19 protein-coding genes and 1 pseudogene are annotated in these 15,570 nt (G+C 48.2%); all 20 read right to left on the reverse strand.

Translation table 11 applies throughout. The annotated features are described in order from the left end of the window. Nucleotides 1–155: 155 nt before the first annotated feature. The 20 genes and pseudogenes from INF29_RS08210 to INF29_RS08300 all read right to left on the reverse strand — a co-directional run bounded on the left by INF29_RS08210 (nucleotide 156) and on the right by INF29_RS08300 (nucleotide 15,494). Complete coding sequence (locus INF29_RS08210) at nucleotides 156–419, reverse strand: hypothetical protein (protein WP_072853235.1); 264 nt, start codon at nucleotides 417–419, stop codon at nucleotides 156–158. A gap of 5 nt (nucleotides 420–424) precedes the next feature. After that, the gene (gene ruvB / locus INF29_RS08215) at nucleotides 425–1,405 is read right to left on the reverse strand and encodes a Holliday junction branch migration DNA helicase RuvB (RefSeq protein ID WP_193485938.1); all 981 of its coding nucleotides are present in this window, start codon (nucleotides 1,403–1,405) and stop codon (nucleotides 425–427) included. 49 nt (nucleotides 1,406–1,454) lie between these two features. Further along, nucleotides 1,455–2,060 carry a Holliday junction branch migration protein RuvA gene (gene ruvA / locus INF29_RS08220; RefSeq protein ID WP_072853233.1) on the reverse strand — a complete coding sequence of 202 codons (606 nt, stop codon included), beginning with the start codon at nucleotides 2,058–2,060 and terminating at the stop codon, nucleotides 1,455–1,457. A gap of 106 nt (nucleotides 2,061–2,166) precedes the next feature. Next, nucleotides 2,167–3,075 carry a DMT family transporter gene (locus tag INF29_RS08225; protein WP_072853231.1) on the reverse strand — a complete coding sequence of 303 codons (909 nt, stop codon included), beginning with the start codon at nucleotides 3,073–3,075 and terminating at the stop codon, nucleotides 2,167–2,169. 169 nt (nucleotides 3,076–3,244) lie between these two features. Beyond that, nucleotides 3,245–4,438: a threonine ammonia-lyase gene (ilvA, locus tag INF29_RS08230; RefSeq protein ID WP_072853230.1), complete on the reverse strand. Its 1,194-nt coding sequence runs from the start codon at nucleotides 4,436–4,438 to the stop codon at nucleotides 3,245–3,247. Nucleotides 4,439–4,515: 77 nt separating this feature from the next. Then, nucleotides 4,516–4,671: a hypothetical protein gene (locus tag INF29_RS08235; RefSeq protein ID WP_162609793.1), complete on the reverse strand. Its 156-nt coding sequence runs from the start codon at nucleotides 4,669–4,671 to the stop codon at nucleotides 4,516–4,518. A 117-nt stretch (nucleotides 4,672–4,788) separates the two neighbouring features. After that, nucleotides 4,789–5,349 (reverse strand): cyclase family protein, encoded by a 561-nt coding sequence (locus INF29_RS08240; protein WP_191344515.1) that lies wholly within the window; start codon nucleotides 5,347–5,349, stop codon nucleotides 4,789–4,791. 90 nt (nucleotides 5,350–5,439) lie between these two features. Continuing rightward, on the reverse strand, nucleotides 5,440–6,732 hold the full coding sequence (gene clpX, locus INF29_RS08245; protein WP_072853226.1) for an ATP-dependent Clp protease ATP-binding subunit ClpX: 1,293 nt from the start codon (nucleotides 6,730–6,732) through the stop codon (nucleotides 5,440–5,442). Between the two features lie 7 nt (nucleotides 6,733–6,739). Continuing rightward, on the reverse strand, nucleotides 6,740–7,333 hold the full coding sequence (gene clpP, locus INF29_RS08250; RefSeq protein WP_022255440.1) for an ATP-dependent Clp endopeptidase proteolytic subunit ClpP: 594 nt from the start codon (nucleotides 7,331–7,333) through the stop codon (nucleotides 6,740–6,742). Between the two features lie 89 nt (nucleotides 7,334–7,422). Beyond that, nucleotides 7,423–8,724 (reverse strand): trigger factor, encoded by a 1,302-nt coding sequence (gene tig, locus INF29_RS08255; RefSeq protein WP_072853224.1) that lies wholly within the window; start codon nucleotides 8,722–8,724, stop codon nucleotides 7,423–7,425. Between the two features lie 179 nt (nucleotides 8,725–8,903). Continuing rightward, on the reverse strand, nucleotides 8,904–9,185 hold the full coding sequence (locus INF29_RS08260; RefSeq protein WP_072853221.1) for a DUF503 domain-containing protein: 282 nt from the start codon (nucleotides 9,183–9,185) through the stop codon (nucleotides 8,904–8,906). 28 nt (nucleotides 9,186–9,213) lie between these two features. Continuing rightward, nucleotides 9,214–9,717, reverse strand: a complete 504-nt coding sequence (locus tag INF29_RS08265) for a GNAT family N-acetyltransferase (RefSeq protein WP_243184129.1) — start codon at nucleotides 9,715–9,717, stop codon at nucleotides 9,214–9,216. Next, nucleotides 9,671–10,102, reverse strand: coding sequence for a DUF1893 domain-containing protein (locus INF29_RS08270; protein ID WP_193485902.1), 432 nt, complete (start codon nucleotides 10,100–10,102; stop codon nucleotides 9,671–9,673). Before INF29_RS08270 ends, INF29_RS08265 begins: the two co-directional genes overlap by 47 nt. A 14-nt stretch (nucleotides 10,103–10,116) precedes the next feature. Then, nucleotides 10,117–11,247 (reverse strand): aldo/keto reductase, encoded by a 1,131-nt coding sequence (locus INF29_RS08275; RefSeq protein ID WP_193485904.1) that lies wholly within the window; start codon nucleotides 11,245–11,247, stop codon nucleotides 10,117–10,119. A 113-nt stretch (nucleotides 11,248–11,360) separates the two neighbouring features. Beyond that, nucleotides 11,361–11,846, reverse strand: coding sequence for a hypothetical protein (locus tag INF29_RS08280; RefSeq protein ID WP_193485906.1), 486 nt, complete (start codon nucleotides 11,844–11,846; stop codon nucleotides 11,361–11,363). A 32-nt stretch (nucleotides 11,847–11,878) separates the two neighbouring features. After that, a pseudogene (locus INF29_RS15500) lies at nucleotides 11,879–11,968 on the reverse strand (Maff2 family mobile element protein); the annotation flags it as partial. Between the two features lie 21 nt (nucleotides 11,969–11,989). Then, nucleotides 11,990–13,606, reverse strand: coding sequence for a recombinase family protein (locus INF29_RS08285; protein ID WP_193485908.1), 1,617 nt, complete (start codon nucleotides 13,604–13,606; stop codon nucleotides 11,990–11,992). A gap of 111 nt (nucleotides 13,607–13,717) precedes the next feature. Next, nucleotides 13,718–13,906, reverse strand: a complete 189-nt coding sequence (locus INF29_RS08290) for a transposon-encoded TnpW family protein (RefSeq protein ID WP_015573783.1) — start codon at nucleotides 13,904–13,906, stop codon at nucleotides 13,718–13,720. A 14-nt stretch (nucleotides 13,907–13,920) separates the two neighbouring features. Beyond that, nucleotides 13,921–14,763, reverse strand: coding sequence for an ATP-binding protein (locus INF29_RS08295; RefSeq protein WP_193485910.1), 843 nt, complete (start codon nucleotides 14,761–14,763; stop codon nucleotides 13,921–13,923). Further along, a complete protein-coding gene (locus INF29_RS08300) occupies nucleotides 14,760–15,494 on the reverse strand; it encodes a replication initiator protein A (RefSeq protein ID WP_193485942.1) in 735 nt (244 codons plus the stop codon). Before INF29_RS08300 ends, INF29_RS08295 begins: the two co-directional genes overlap by 4 nt. Nucleotides 15,495–15,570 lie beyond the last annotated feature (76 nt).

Consider the following 15,570-nt stretch of genomic DNA (forward strand, 5'->3'; position numbering starts at 1 on the left):
AGTTTTGGTTCAATTATTTTGATATGTGTGTATTTTCTTTTTGCCATAATAAAAGCCCCCTCATGTAGTTCTATTATCCTACATAAGGGGGCTTTTTGTCATTGTCCGTTTTTACTGGTTCAGTTCAAATTTCGTGCTTTTCTTTTTCAGATCTATCAGAATTTTTCCCAGTAGTGTTTTACACTGCCTTCATCCAGTGCATCCATATAGGAATCAGCAATTTCAAAAATTTCTTCTTCATCGCGGATTTTCAGAGAAACCTGACCACCATCCACGATGATGTCTTTATCTTTGCCTTTGTGGTCTTCCACCCACTGCAAAAATTCTTTTTCCCAGCGTTCTGCTGTCTGTTCTGCCCCTTCATAGCACAGCAATTCATCTTTTACGTTTTCGATCACTTCAGTGATTGGTAATTTCATATTGATTACTCCTTTCCCTCGGGATACGTCAGCCCAAAGTGGTCATATCCCCGTTTCGTCACAACTCTGCCCCTTGGTGTCCGCTGGATATAGCCCAGCTGGAGCAAATAAGGTTCATATACATCTTCAATGGTTTCGGATTCCTCGTTGATAGAAGCTGCCAAAGTATCCAGTCCCACAGGTTTCCCGCCGAATTTATCGATCATTGCCATGAGCATTTTCCGGTCGATATAATCCAGCCCCATTTTATCCACTTCCAATAAATCCAGTGCAAACCGCGCCACTTCTCCGGTGATTTTGCCGTCGTATTTCACCTGGGCAAAGTCCCGGACACGTTTCAAAAGGCGGTTGGCAATTCGGGGTGTTCCTCTGGAACGGCGGGCAATTTCTTCTGCCCCATCCTCATCCAGTTCCACTTTCAGCACATCTGCCGAGCGCAGGAGAATCACTTTCAGCTGCGCCACGCCATAAGGCTCCAGCCGATGCACCACACCAAAACGATCCCTGAGTGGCGCTGTCAAAAGACCAATACGGGTAGTTGCTCCAATCAGTGTAAATTTCGGCAGATCCAGCCGCACAGACCGTGCACCGGGACCTTTGCCGATCATGATATCAATGACATAGTCCTCCATGGCAGGATAGAGGACTTCTTCAATCATACGGTTCAGTCGATGGATTTCGTCAATAAAGAGGATGTCCCCTTCTCCAAGGCTGTTAAGCACCGCCGCCATATCTCCCGGACGCTCGATGGCAGGACCGGAAGTGGTCTTGATCTGCACGCCCATTTCATTGGCAATGATATTGGACAATGTGGTCTTACCAAGTCCCGGCGGACCATAAAGCAGCACATGGTCTAAGGCTTCCCCACGCTGTTTTGCCGCTTCGATGAACACCCGCAGGTTTTCTTTTACATTCTCCTGCCCGATATAGTTTTCCAAACGCTCCGGCCGCAGTTTCGGTTCCGCATCCCGATCTTCCTCCCGCATACCGGCAGTCAATATCCGTCTGTCTTCCAATGTTTCCACCTGTTTCTACTCAAAATGTGACCATTTTCTTGAGGGCAGCCTTTAAGATGTCCTCTGTGGTCATGCCTTCCGCTGCCACGCCGTTGACAGCCTTTGCCGCTTCGCTGCGGCTGTATCCCAGTGCAGCCAATGCGTCCATGGCTTCAAATTTCGCGCCGTTGCTGCCAGTGGGCATCAATTCTTCTGCTTCTATTTCCATGGCAATGGCATCTGCCGTCTGGAATTTATCTTTCAGTTCCAAAATCACCCGCTGGGCAGTCTTTCTGCCGACGCCGGGGGCTTTGGACAATGTTTTCACGTCATCAGAAAGAATGGCAAGAATGATCTCCTGGGGTTTCAGCTGGGACAAAAAGCCCAGTGCCCCCTTAGGTCCTACGCCAGTGACGCTAATGAGCCGATGGAACAGTTCCAATTCTTCTGCCGTAGAAAAACCATAAAGAGAAATGCCGTCTTCCTTTACATTCATGTGGGTATGGATTTTCACCGTTTCCCCCACTTCCGGCAGCACCGAAAGAGTTGCCGCGGAAACAAAAATTTCGTAGCCCAGTCCACTGGTTTCCACGACCACCACGCCGTTTCCCCGGTGCACCAAGGTACCTTTGATATATGAAATCATAGTTTGTCCTCCTGTTTACCCTTTCCATTATAAAGGAGGGCGAAAAAAAGGGCAAGCCCCATCAGAAAATACGTTCGCATTTCTTCTGTGCTGCCCAAATGTTTTTTTATGCTTCTTCGTGTGGAGAACGGAGGGACAAAAGCAGGACTGTGCCTAAGATCAACGCAAAGCCCAGCAAGTCAATCCACTGGAATTTGGAACCCAGGAACAGGAAAGAAACCACAATGGCTGTCACCGGTTCCACAGTCCCAAGCAGGCTGCCCATGAAAGCGCCTACAATGCTGACCCCTTTCAGATACAAGGAGAAAGCGATGGCTGTACCAATAACGATAACGCCAAAGAGGGCAAGGAGCGTTTCTCCATCCAGCGGAATCATCAAGTTCCATGGACGAACAATGGCACAGAGCACCAAGCCGCCAAAAAACATCCCAAACCCTACAACGACATAAACGCCGTAGCCACGCAGCAGATCCGCTGCCAGCAAATTATAAGATGCTGCCCCTATCGCGGAAGCCAAACCGAAAAACAGCGCCTGTTTTGTCAGCATCATATTATGGATATTCCCATGTGTACTTAAGAGGAATACCCCTAAAACAGCCGAAATTACGGCAGTCAGTTCAAATCCTTTAGGCAATTTCAGATTACGGATGCAAACAAAAGCCAGAATGACCGTAGGCGCCAACGCCTGAAGCACCGTTGCCGTACCTGCGTTAGAATACTGCACAGCAGCAAAATATGTATATTGACAAAACAGCATACCGAAAACAGAAAAACCTAATAATTTTTTAGCATCTGCTTTTTTATGAAATACTTCATTGAGTTTTTTCCCCTGATGGATATAGCCGATAATCAGCAGCAAAATCCCCGCCGTCAGCAGACGAATAGACACCAGCCAGTTTGCTGTAGCGCCTTTTTCCTGAAACAAAAACTGACCAAAACAGCCGGAGATCCCCCAGCACATGCCCCCTGCCAGCGTCAGGAAAATGCCCCGTCTTTTTTCACGATTCCCTTCCATAACTTTTCGTTCCTTTCTTTTGGGTTAGTATATCTATTATACGCCGGAGCACGTCACACCTCAAGGATTTTTTTCCAATTCCTGCAACAGAAAAAGGGACAGAGCCGCATCCCTGCTGCAATGTCCCTTTTGTATCTTTGTTTTATGTTGTTTCAGTAAATGCTACAGATTACAGTACTGTGAAGCCTTTTGCTTTGATTGCTTCGATCATCTGTTCGCTGTGTTCTTTGTTTCTTGTTTCAGCAACGATGTCTACGATACATGTGCTTACTGCAATATCCTGTACCATACGGTCGTGGTTTACGCTGAAGATGTTAGCGCCTGTTTCAGCGATAGCTGTCAGCAGCTGTGTCAGCTGACCGGGTTTATCCATAACCATTACGGACAGTTTTGTGATTCTGCCGTTAGCCTGCAGAGCTTTGTCGATGATACGGTCCAGAACGTTTACGTCAACGTTACCACCGGAGATGATGCAAACAGCTTTTTTGCCTTTGATGTCAACTTTGTTGTACATAGCAGCTGCTACGGAAACAGCACCAGCGCCTTCTGCTACCATTTTGTGTTTTTCGATCAGTTTCAGGATAGCGGAAGCGATTTCGTCTTCTGTTACTGTTACAACGCCATCAACATATTTCTGGCACATAGCGAATGTCAGGTCGCCGGGCTGTTTAACAGCGATACCGTCAGCCATTGTGCTTACGGAAGCCAGAGCTTCTGCTTTACCAACATTCAGAGCGTTCTGCATGGAAGGAGCGCCTGCAGCCTGTACACCATATACTTTGCAGTTAGGGTTGATCTGTTTTACAGCGAAAGCAACGCCGCTGATCAGACCGCCGCCACCGATGGGGCACAGAACAACTTCTGCATCTTTCACCTGTTCCATGATTTCCAGACCAACTGTACCCTGACCAGCCATTACGTATTCATCGTTGAAGGGGTGCAGGAATGTGTAGCCTTTTTCCTGCTGCAGCTGTGTAGCTTTTGCAGCAGCATCGTCATATACGCCGGGAACCAGCACTACTTCTGCGCCATAGCTTCTTGTAGCTTCTACTTTAGCCATGGGTGCGGATTCGGGCATGCAAATTACAGCAGGGATACCTTTTTTCTGAGCAGCCAGAGCTACGCCCTGAGCGTGGTTACCTGCGGAGCAAGCAATTACACCTTTCTGAGCTTCTGCGTCTGTCAGGCTAGCTGTTTTGAAGTAAGCGCCTCTCAGTTTGAAAGAACCTGTTACCTGCATGTTTTCACATTTGATATAAACATCAGCATCGGGGTTGATGTAAGTGGACTGGAATACGGGTGTTTTTCTAGCTACGCCGTCCAGTACTTTTTTTGCATCCTGCAGCATTTCCATTGTCAACATAAAATATCACTCCTGTTAATTTAAAAGTTTTTAATTCACGGACAATTGTATTTAATTGTCCCTCTCTCATGTACGAGTTAATTATAGTCCTCCTTTTTTCCAACGTCAATACAAATTTGTGATTTTTTTGCCGATTTTCTCGATTTTTTCAGCTTTTTTTGGCTTTTCCCCAATAGAAAACCATCTATCCACCAAGGGTGTACGCCGTGTATACAATCCGCAAAATTTCCCATGTTTACAGGCTCCTGACATTTTTTCCTGATGGCAAAATACAAGTTTCCACGGGAAACGACCGCATTTTTGTACAAATGTACATACAACCCTTGCCGATAAAATAACAACCTTCTCTTTTATTGCATTTCTGCCAAAACACGGCATCTCAGTCCTGTCATCTGGGCATCATCCAGCCACATGGTATAAACCGTAAAAGTTTCTGCTGTAATATCCGCAAGATTTTTCAGGTTCTCAATGACATAAACACCATGTCTTTCGCAAAAGCGGTCTGCCTGCTGATGTTCTTCATGCTCCCGAATGCCGGGGCAATCCACACCAATAAAATGAATCTTCTTTTCCACCAGTTTTTCAATCAAAGAAAGAGAAAGTTTGGGATGATTGGGGAAATATTCTTTCTCGCCATAAGCATATTCCTCGCTTCTTCCGGTGCGGAATAGAACAAAATCGCCCTCCTGCACCTTTGTCAAATCAATATCATCCTCTGTCACTTCTGCAATTCCAACGACCTGAAACAAAACCCCGCGGGAACGGAAATACTCCAGAGGAATTTTTGTTTTTTCATAGGTATCCAGATGGGTGCCTACATGACCCATGGCAATATGGGGATTTTCCTTTGTTTTTGCCCATGCAATCATGGGATGATCTGCTGTCAGCATGGTTGTTAAATCCAAAATCATGTTGATTCCTTCTTTCTCCCTAAAAAAATAAGAGCACGAAACTGCTATTTCTAAAAGTTTCGCGCTCTTTTCTTCACTTTGTATCAACAGTTATGCGGTTGCGCCTTTATCCTGTTTTTTCTGACGGGAACGGTGCAGGGGCTTTCTGTTTTCGTTATAGATATACTGGGGCTGTGCTTTGCCTTCCACCACATCTTTTGTGATGATACATTTTTCCACAGTTGTTTCTGTGGGGATTTCGTACATCACAGGGTTGATGAATTCTTCCAGAATGGCTCTCAGACCTCTGGCACCGGTTTCCCGTTCCATAGCCTTATGAGCGATGGCTCTCAGAGCATCTTCTTCAAATTCCAGAATGACATCATCCAGTTCAAACAGATACTGATACTGTTTTGTCAGTGCGTTTTTGGGTTCTGTCAGGATATGAACGAAAGCGTCTTCATCCAGATTATCCAGTGTTACCACAACGGGCAGACGACCGATGAATTCAGGAATCAGACCATATTTCAGCAGATCCTGAGGCATGAGGCTCTGAAGCAGTTCATCGTTTGTTTTATCCAGTTTGCTGTGCACATCTGCACCAAAACCGATGACTTTGTGACCCATACGGTTCTGAATAATCTTTTCGATGCCGCCAAAGGCGCCGCCGCAGATAAACAGAATGTTTGTGGTGTCAATCTGGATAAATTCCTGATGAGGGTGCTTTCTGCCGCCCTGAGGAGGCACGCTTGCTGTTGTGCCTTCCAGAATTTTCAGCAGTGCCTGCTGTACGCCTTCGCCGCTGACATCACGGGTAATGGATACGTTTTCGGATTTCTTGGTGATCTTATCGATTTCGTCGATATAAATGATACCGCGTTCCGCTTTTTCAATATCATAATCTGCTGCCTGAATCAGTTTCAGCAGGATATTTTCTACGTCTTCCCCTACATAGCCAGCTTCTGTCAAAGAAGTAGCATCCGCGATAGCGAAAGGCACCTGCAATACTCTTGCCAGTGTCTGTGCCAGCAGAGTTTTACCAGTACCGGTGGGGCCTACCAGCAGAATATTGCTTTTCTGCAGTTCCACATCGTCTGTCTTGGCGTTGCGGAAAATTCTTTTATAGTGGTTGTAAACTGCCACAGACAGTGCCTGTTTTGCTCTGTCCTGACCAATAACATACTGGTCAAGGATTTCCTTGATCTGCTTGGGCTTGGGCAGTTCTTTCACTTCGTCCTCTTTTGCGAGGGTTTCGTATTCTTCATCAATAATATCTGCGCAAAGGTCGATACATTCGTCACAGATATACACATTGGGACCGGCAATCAGTTTTTTCACCTGATCCTGTGTTTTGCCGCAAAAGGAACACCGTAATTTGTTGGTTTCATCGTTTTTACCGGTCATTCCATTCTCACTCCTTTGTCTGAGGCTTTGTGATGACAGCGTCGATGAGGCCATATTCTTTTGCTTCTTCTGCTGTCATAAAGTTATCCCGTTCTGTGTCACGGGCGATTTCATCAAAGGATTTGCCTGTATTTGCTGCCAGAATTTCATTCAGTTTCTTTTTGGTGCGCAGGATATTTTCCGCGTGAATCTGAATGTCTGTTGCCTGACCTCTTGCGCCGCCGCTGGGCTGGTGAATCATCACTTCTGCGTTAGGCAGAGCATAACGTTTGCCTTTTGCGCCGCCTGCCAGCAGGAACGCGCCCATGCTTGCTGCCATACCGATGCAGATAGTGGATACATCGGGACGGATATACTGCATGGTGTCATAGATTGCCATACCTGCGGTAACGGAGCCGCCGGGGCTGTTGATATACAGGTTGATATCCTTATCGGGATCTTCCGCAGCCAGGTAAAGCAGCTGTGCAACAACCAGGCTGGCTGTTACATCGTTGACTTCCTCGCCCAGGAAAATGATTCTGTCTTTTAACAGTCTAGAATAAATGTCATAAGAACGTTCGCCGTGGTTGGTCTGATCCACGACCATAGGTACTAAACTCATTCGCAATCCCTCCTGTTTCGTTCTTTTTGATATGAAACAGGCACAGTATCCTGTGCCTGTTTCCATTCACGCAATTTGATTTGCGAATCTTACTTTTCGGGTTCTGTTACGATTGCTGTATCTTCGATCAGCTTCATAGCAGCTCTTACCAGCATATCCTGTTTCAGAGCTTCTTTGTCTTCGTCTTTCATCATTTCCAGCATTACTTTGCCGTCGATGCCGTAGCTTTCGCCGTATTTTACAACTTCTGCATCCAGATCTTCCTGAGAGATTGTCAGGTTTTCTTCTTTCGCGATCTGTTCCAGCATCAGTCTAGCATCTACGCTCTTCATGCTTGTGTCTTTGAATGTTTCTCTCATAGCTTCTTCGGATGTGCCCATGTACTGATAGTAGATGTCCATGGTCAGACCCTGCTGTACGATGTTCTGTTCGAATTCTCTCATCATGCTGTTGATTTTGTTATCGTACATAACCTGAGGTACTTCCATTGTGCAGTTTGCTACTGCTGCATCCAGCAGTTTGTCGCCCTGCAGCTGTTTTGCTCTTTCTACTTTGTCTTTTGCCAGTTTGCCCGCGATGCTTGCTCTGTATTCATCCATTGTGGAGAATTCGGAAACATCTTCTGCAAATGCGTCATTCAGTTCAGGCAGTTCTTTTGCTGTGATGCCTTTCAGTTCGATGGCGAATACTGCTGCTTTGCCAGCCAGTTCAGGTGCATGGTAAGCTTCGGGGAAAGTTACGTTGATGTCGAATTTTTCGCCTACGCTGTGACCAACGATCTGATCTTCGAAACCTTCGATGAAGGAATGAGAACCCAGTTCCAGGTCATGTTCGTCAGCTTTGCCGCCTTCGAAAGGAACGCCGTCAACGCTGCCTTCGTAGCTGATTTTTGCAACATCGCCCATCTGAGCGGGTCTGTCTGTTACTTCGATCAGTCTAGCGTTCTGTTTCTGAACTTTTTCCAGTTCTTTTGTGATTTCTTCGTCTGTTACTTCTGTAGGAACTTTTTCTACAGTCAGACCTTTGTACTGACCCAGAGTTACTTCGGGTTTTACAGTTACATCAATGATGAATTTGATGCCTTTTGCTTTGTCGATGTATTCAACGTCCAGAGTAGGAGCGGAAACAACGTCCAGATCCAGTTCTTTGATTGCTGCCATGTATTCATCGGGGAAGATGTGGTTGATTGCATCTTCGTAGAAGAAGTTTTCGCCGTACTGCGCTTCGATGAGCTTTCTGGGCACTTTGCCTTTTCTGAAACCGGGCAGAGAAATCTGGTTTTTGTTTTTGTTGTAAGCGAAAGCCAGACCTGTTTCCAGTGTTTCAGGGCTTACTTCGAAAGAAAATTTTACTTCTGTTTTTTCTTTGCTGATCAGTGTTGCGTTGTTCATGGTTAGAAGTTCCTCCTTAAAAAATATCTGTATCTGACAACTTCATTTTTTCTGTTTTGTTTGCTGTCATTTTTCCGGCAGTCCTTGAAAACTGCACAATCAAAGCATATTATAACACAGCAAAATCCGAAAATCTACTGCTATTTATAAAAAATCCCTTTGTTTTCGGGAAAAAAGCATCAAATGATTTCTCTTTCGGCATAAATCAGCTCCGCCTCTGTATTTTTTTCCATAAAATCCAGCACATGCTGCACCATACTGTCCGCGTGGCGGCTTTCGTTGGTGACACAGGCAAAGCCAATGGTCAGCAGTTTATGGTTATCCTGATTGTCCACTTCCGCAATGGAAATATTGAATTTGTGCCGTGTCTTTTCCATAAGGCTTTTAAGCACCATCCGCTTTTCCTTCAGGCTGGTGACCCAGTCTGCCCGAAAAGTCACTTCACAGGTACCAATGATCATTTCCATCATCCTCTCTGACGCTGATTTTTTATACATGGTATACCATGACCCATGTGTCCGCCTGTTCTCTGACGATTTCAAATCCTAATCGTTCATACAATCTATGAGCAGGATTTTCTTTCTGAACGGAAAGAGAAATCCCAGGCAGGTTTCTTTGTTTGATTGATTCCAAAAACTTCTCTAAAAGAACTGTGCCGATGCCCTTTCCTCGAAAGGACGGCAAAAGGGAAACTGCCAGCTCCGGCATATCCTCCACACTGCCGTATCCCTGCAAATATCTGCACCATGCGGCACCAATGACCTGGGTTCCTTGTACCGCACATAGACAGAAATCTCCGTCTTTGCCAAAATCCGCAATATAGGGCTGCAATTCCGGCAGCTCTATGACTTCTCTGGGCGGCGGTATAACGCCCGGCGGCAGAAAAATGGCTTCATAGAGAAAATCCGCCAGCAGGGGATACTCTGACACATCCATGGGGCGAAACTCAATTCCTTCCAGAAAGTTCCCGCAGTTTTTCCTGCAATTTTCCATAGGCTTCCTCCACATCCGTCACAGAAAGCACTGTCTGCTCCATGGGGCACATGCCGTCTTTGTTCCGATTGATGATATAAGGCACTTTTGTTCCATAGGAAACGGCAATACCGCTGTTCTGTAGTGTTTCCAAAGCATGTTCACTGATGATTTTGGCATAGAGGTATTTTGCGCCGCCTTTGCGCAGGAGAAATGCAGCCGCTTTCCCAATGACCTGGTCAGCCACTGCCGCTCCCTGCAAAAATTCCGGGCATTCTGCCAAAATCTCCATCATAGGGGCGATGCCTTTTTTCTGTGATGTTTTTTTCTCACCGCAACTGGATACTGCCGCAAAGGTCACGCCTTCCGCCTCCAGTGCTTTTTTTGCCTGTTCCAGTAAATCCAAGTGTTTCTCTCCTTTTATTTCCAAATGCGTTCATCGAAATCTTTCTGCACCTTCTGCAAATCCATGGGGATATTGATTTTCTGCGGACAATTTACCATGCATTTGCCGCAGGAAACACAGCTGGTGGGTTTTTCACTTTCCGCCTTGCCTTCCCAGCCGAAGCGAACACTTTCGTAACGCTGATACATATGATACGTATTCCACAGCTTAAAGTTCCCGGGAATATCCACCCCATGAGGACAAGGCATGCAGTAACGGCATCCTGTACAGCCATTCTGCACACGTGCCCGCAGTGCCGCCGCCGTATTGGCAATGGCAACTTCTTCTCTGATATTCAGAGGGCGGAAAGGAGAGAATGTGTTGATGTTGTCCTCTACCTGTTCCATGGTGCTCATGCCGCTGAGGATGACTTTCACATTAGGCAGGCTGCCCACATATCGCAGGGCATAAGAAGCAATAGACGCTTTTTCATCCAGTGCGCGGAATTTGGCATTCAAATCTTCAGAGAAATTTGCCAGCGCACCACCGCGTACAGGTTCCATAATCACCAAAGGCACCCCCAGTTTTTCCGCCAGACGATAGCCCTTCATACCAGCCTGTTCTTCCGTATCCATATAGTTCAGCTGAATCTGGCAGAAATCCCATTTTCGATACTGTATGATTTCCTCAAACACTTCGTAATCATCGTGGAAAGAGAAGCCGATATAACGAATTTTCCCTTCTTCCCGCAGCTGTTCCAGCACATCAATGACACCCTGTTCCACCAGTTTTTCCCATCTTTCCCGATTCAATGCATGAAGCAGATAAAAATCCACATAGTCTGTCCGTAGACGGGAAAGCTGTTCCAAACATACCCTTCTGGCGTCCTCCCCATCTTTCAGTATCCAAACAGGCAGTTTTGTAGCCAGATAAAAAGAGTTTCTGTCCCGTTTTTCCAGTACCTTGCCCACAAAAGGCTCACTGGCGCCGTCATGGTAGAAATACGCCGTATCCACATAGGTCACCCCATGGTCAAGGGCATAGTTCAGCATTTTTTCTGCTTCCGCTTCGTTGATGCTGCCGTCTTCCAATGTGGGAAAACGCATGCAGCCAAAGCCCAGCATAGACGGCTCTGCGCCGATATTTTCCATTTTTCTTTTTTCCATCTGAAAAAATCCCTCCTGACATAAAATCTGTCAAAATGCTTTAACAGCATACTATCATATTCCTGCTGGTTTTGCACGCAAAAACGCAGGGAATCCCCTGCGCTCTTCATGGACTAACCAATGGTTTCCATATATTCCAGCCATTGTTTTTGCAAGACTTCTTTTTGCTGGCGGATACTTTCTGCCCTTTGGCGCAAAGATTTACAGATCGTTTCCGTCTGTTCGTAGAGCCGTTCCATTTCTGCCTGACAGTCCACAATATCCACCTGCACCAGTGCGTCTATGACAAAGCCGTCCAACAGAAAATCCGCAGCAAAGAGGTCATTTCCCCATTCTTCGTAGGAGATTCTGCTGACAACAGGTGCCTCCCGGAATTTCTTCCGAAAATATTCCAGAATCATATCCAGTCCCGCCAACGCTTTTCTGGCCTGCTCCATCCGATCCCGTTTCAGTGCACCGGTAACAGGACCTCCACCAAGCAAATCCGCCCATCCCCAGTTTCGGGAAGACCGCAGGATATCCATGATACCCTGAAGTTGTGACCGCAGAGCATACCCCAGCTGCAAAACATCTGATACTTCTATGAATTCCGTTTCCAATTTTCCTAGTTTTTCCTCTAAATCTGAAAATCCTGTTTGCACCCCTGCCGCTTTACTGATATGCGATAAAGAAGCAATAGAAGTGTAAAAAATTTTGCCGTTCCTATCCGGCACTTGCGCATTGTGTCGGATAGGTCGGGCGGTTATTCTGGCAAGTCAATCTTGCCGACAAAGCTGTAATAAATCTCAATGTCCTGCCTGCGGGTGCCGTTCTCGTCATAGCTGCACTCATGCACGACAATTTTCTCAATCATTTCCCGCAAGAGGGTGGGGGTCAATTCCTCAAAGGCAAGGTGCTTTCGGACGATACCCATAAACTTTTCCGCATTGACGGTGGCGGCCTGTGACTTGTCCAGTTCGGCCTGCAAAGCGGCGGCGCGGTCTTTCAGTTCCCGCTGCTCCTGCTCATAGTCTGCCGACAGTTCCATGAAACGCTCGTCGCTGATTTTGCCGTTCACATTGTCCTCATACAGCCGCTTGATAATGCGGCTCACTTCGGAAATGCGCTCCTGTGCCTGTTCAAGCTGCTTCGTAGCTGCGGCGGTCTTTCTCTTGCCGCCGATCTCGTTCTGCTGGATAAGCAGCTTTACAAAGCGGCTCTCATGCTTGGCGGCATACTCGGTCACTTGCCGGAGATTGGAAAGGACACCGGCGGTCAACAGGTCGGTGCGGATAAAGTGCGCCGTACAGTCGCGGGTGCGCTTCTTGTAGCTGCCGCAGATGTAACAGTCCTGCTTGCGGTTCTTGTTCTGATACCGCTGCTGGTACATCACATGGCCGCAGTCGGCGCAGAACAGCATACCGGAGAACAGCCCCACCTCGTCATAGCGGTTCGGGCGTTTGCGCTGCTTGCGTAACTCCTGCACGCGCTCCCATGTTTCCGTGTCGATAATCGGCTCATGGTGGTTCGGGAAAATGGCCTGCTTCTCGATTGGGTTCTCTACACTGTGCTTGGTCTTGTAAGAGGGCTTCTCCGTCTTGAAGTTTACCAGACAGCCGGTGTACTCCCGGTTTTCCAACAGGTGGACAACGGTGTTTGTCGCCCATTTGCACTCATAGCCGGGGTGATAGCGGCGGGTGCTGCCCGTCCTGCGGTATTCCAGCGTCCCCGGCGTGGGGATTTGCTGCTCCGTAAGCATACGGGCGATTTTGGTCGGGCCGTTCCCGGCAAGGCAAAGCTGGTATATCTGCTTGACTACCGGCGCGGTTTCCTCGTCAACGATATAGTTCTCGTCCTCGTCCATGAGGTAGCCATACACCGGTTTGCTGGTAACGGGCTTGCCGCTCATGCCTTTTGCTCGTTTTACTGCCTTGATTTTCTTGCTCGTATCTCTCACCAGCCATTCGTTGAACAGATTTCGCAGAGGGGTAAAATCGTTGTCCATGCCGCCGTTTGCGCTGTCCACATTGTCATTGACAGCGATAAAACGCACTCCCTTTTGAGGGAACAGCATTTCCGTGTAAAATCCCACCTGCAAGTAGTTTCGCCCTAACCGGCTCATGTCCTTGACAATGACCGTACCCACTTTCCCGGCTTCAATGTCTGCAAGCATGGCTTGAAAACCGGGCCTTTGAAAGTTCGCGCCGGAATAGCCGTCGTCGGTGTACCAGCGCAGGTTGGTAAAGCCATTCTGTTTTGCAAAGGCTTCGAGTATCCTTTTTTGGTTCGATATGGAATTACTCTCACCTTGCAATTCGTCCTCATGGGACAATCTCGGATAAAGGGCGGTAATGAGGTTTTGGGTGGCTTGTCTTAACATAAAATCCTCCGTTTCCGACAGCCAGCCCCACTATTCCGTGGTTTCATTGTACCACGGAACAGGGCTGGTTGTATAGCGGCAAAAGTGTCAAATCTGCTTCTTTACAGCTTGTCAAATCGCCGGTTTTTGTGTAGCAGCGGCTTCCGCTTCCAGTACCCGCGCCATTTTGTCGGCGGCGGTGGTGGTAGTATCTTTCTTGAAATAGCCGGACACGACAAGGACGGAATTGCCCATGCGGATTTCCGTCACGCAGTCGGGGCGGCGGGCGGTGCGGGTGTCGTGCTGCTTGTTCTCTGCCATAGGCAATACTCCTTTCAGTCGGCAATCAGTTTCTTCATGCTCTCCATTTTCCGCTGCGCGGTTTCCTGCCGGAAATTCTCGCCGGTAAAGCGCACCGGGACGCACATGGAAAGCAGCCGGTCATAAATCCGGGAATGGGCGGTGTCCTCCGGGTTTCGCAGGTCGTCCAGCGTGAGGTTGGTCGTGACGATCAGCGGCTTGCCGCTGCGGTAACGGCTGTCAATCACATTAAAAACCTGTTCCAGCCCGTATTCCGTCCCGCGCTCCATGCCAAAATCGTCAAGGATAAGCAGCGGATAGCGGCAAAGGCGGGAAATGTACTCGTTCCTGCCCTCGAAGCTGGCGGCAAGGTCGTTAAGGATAAGGGCAAAGTTTGTCATGTGGACGGGGATTTCTTTCTCCATGAGGGCGTTTGCGATACAGCCCGCAAGGTAGCTTTTCCCGGTTCCCACGCCGCCCCAGAACAGGCAGCCGATATTGTCGGCTCGCATATCCTCCCAGTGTTCCACATACCGGCGGGCAATCCCGGTCTGCGGGTTCCTGCCGTTGTCGTTCTCAAAAGTCCAGCCCCGCATGGTGGGGTCGGTAAAGCCCCGGCGTTTCAGTTCCTCCACGGTGTCAAGGTGCCTGCGCCGCTTCTCGACTGCCTCCCGTTCCTCGCGGGCGGCTCTCTGGCAGTCACACTCTGCCGGGTGGCGGTCACGCCCAAAGATAGCGACCTTATCCGGCGCAAAATAGGCTTCTTTCGGCTTGCGGCACTTGCCGCAGTACAGTAAACCGTCCTCGCCGGTGTAGTCCTCCGGCTCCGGGGTGGCAGCCGTCATATTCTCCAAAACAGCGTTGATTTCGTTTTTCATAAACTCTCGCCCTCCTTGCATGAGTAGTCTGGTATGCCCTTTTTCGGGGCGCCCTTTTTGTCGTTCCCCGCCCATATCCGCAGGGCGGCAGCATAATTCTGGTAGCTTTTCCCGCTGGCGGCAAGGTAGCGGCTCATTTCCTCGATGAACCGTTCCAGCCTGTCGGGGTACTCTGCCTGCAACTCGTCGTATTCGGTCTGTGACAGAAAAATATTCTGGTATCGGCCATAGGCTGCGGGCGGCTCCCCACTCGCTCCTATTGTTTGGCTCTCTGTAAGGTTGTTTATAGTAGTTTGGTTAGGGGACGGTTTTCCGACCATCATAAGGTCGGTTTTCTGACCATCAGTAGGTCGGTTTTCCGGCTCTGTGAGGGTCGGTTTTCCGGCCATCAGTTGGTCGGAAAACTGTACCTGTGGCACACGCGGCACTTTCACATACAGCCGGTTCGGTGCGGAGAAGCCGCCCCGTTCCCGTTCCAAAAGCCCCGCCATGTCCAGTTCGTTAAGCGCCCCCTTTATGGTGGTGCTGCCTTTATCCAGTATTTCGGCTATCTCCGCGATGGGATAGATAATATAAATCCTGCCCTTGTCGTCCTGCCATTTGTTTTTCTGTGAAAGGGTGGAGCGGTCTAACAGCAGCGCATACAGCAGCTTGGCGGTCTGGGAAATCTCCATTTTCAGCAGGAAACGGGGATAAGGCAGAAAGAGGGGCAGCGGCGTGTCTGCCATGATATAATCAGCGATAGTATCACCTCCCTGTGTTCGGGTTGATTTTGGCAGTTTGTACGCATTTAGGACGGCGTTTCCG

It is taken from the genome of Anaerotignum lactatifermentans, from assembly GCF_014982935.1.
Classification (GTDB): Bacteria; Bacillota; Clostridia; order Lachnospirales; family Anaerotignaceae; genus Anaerotignum; species Anaerotignum lactatifermentans.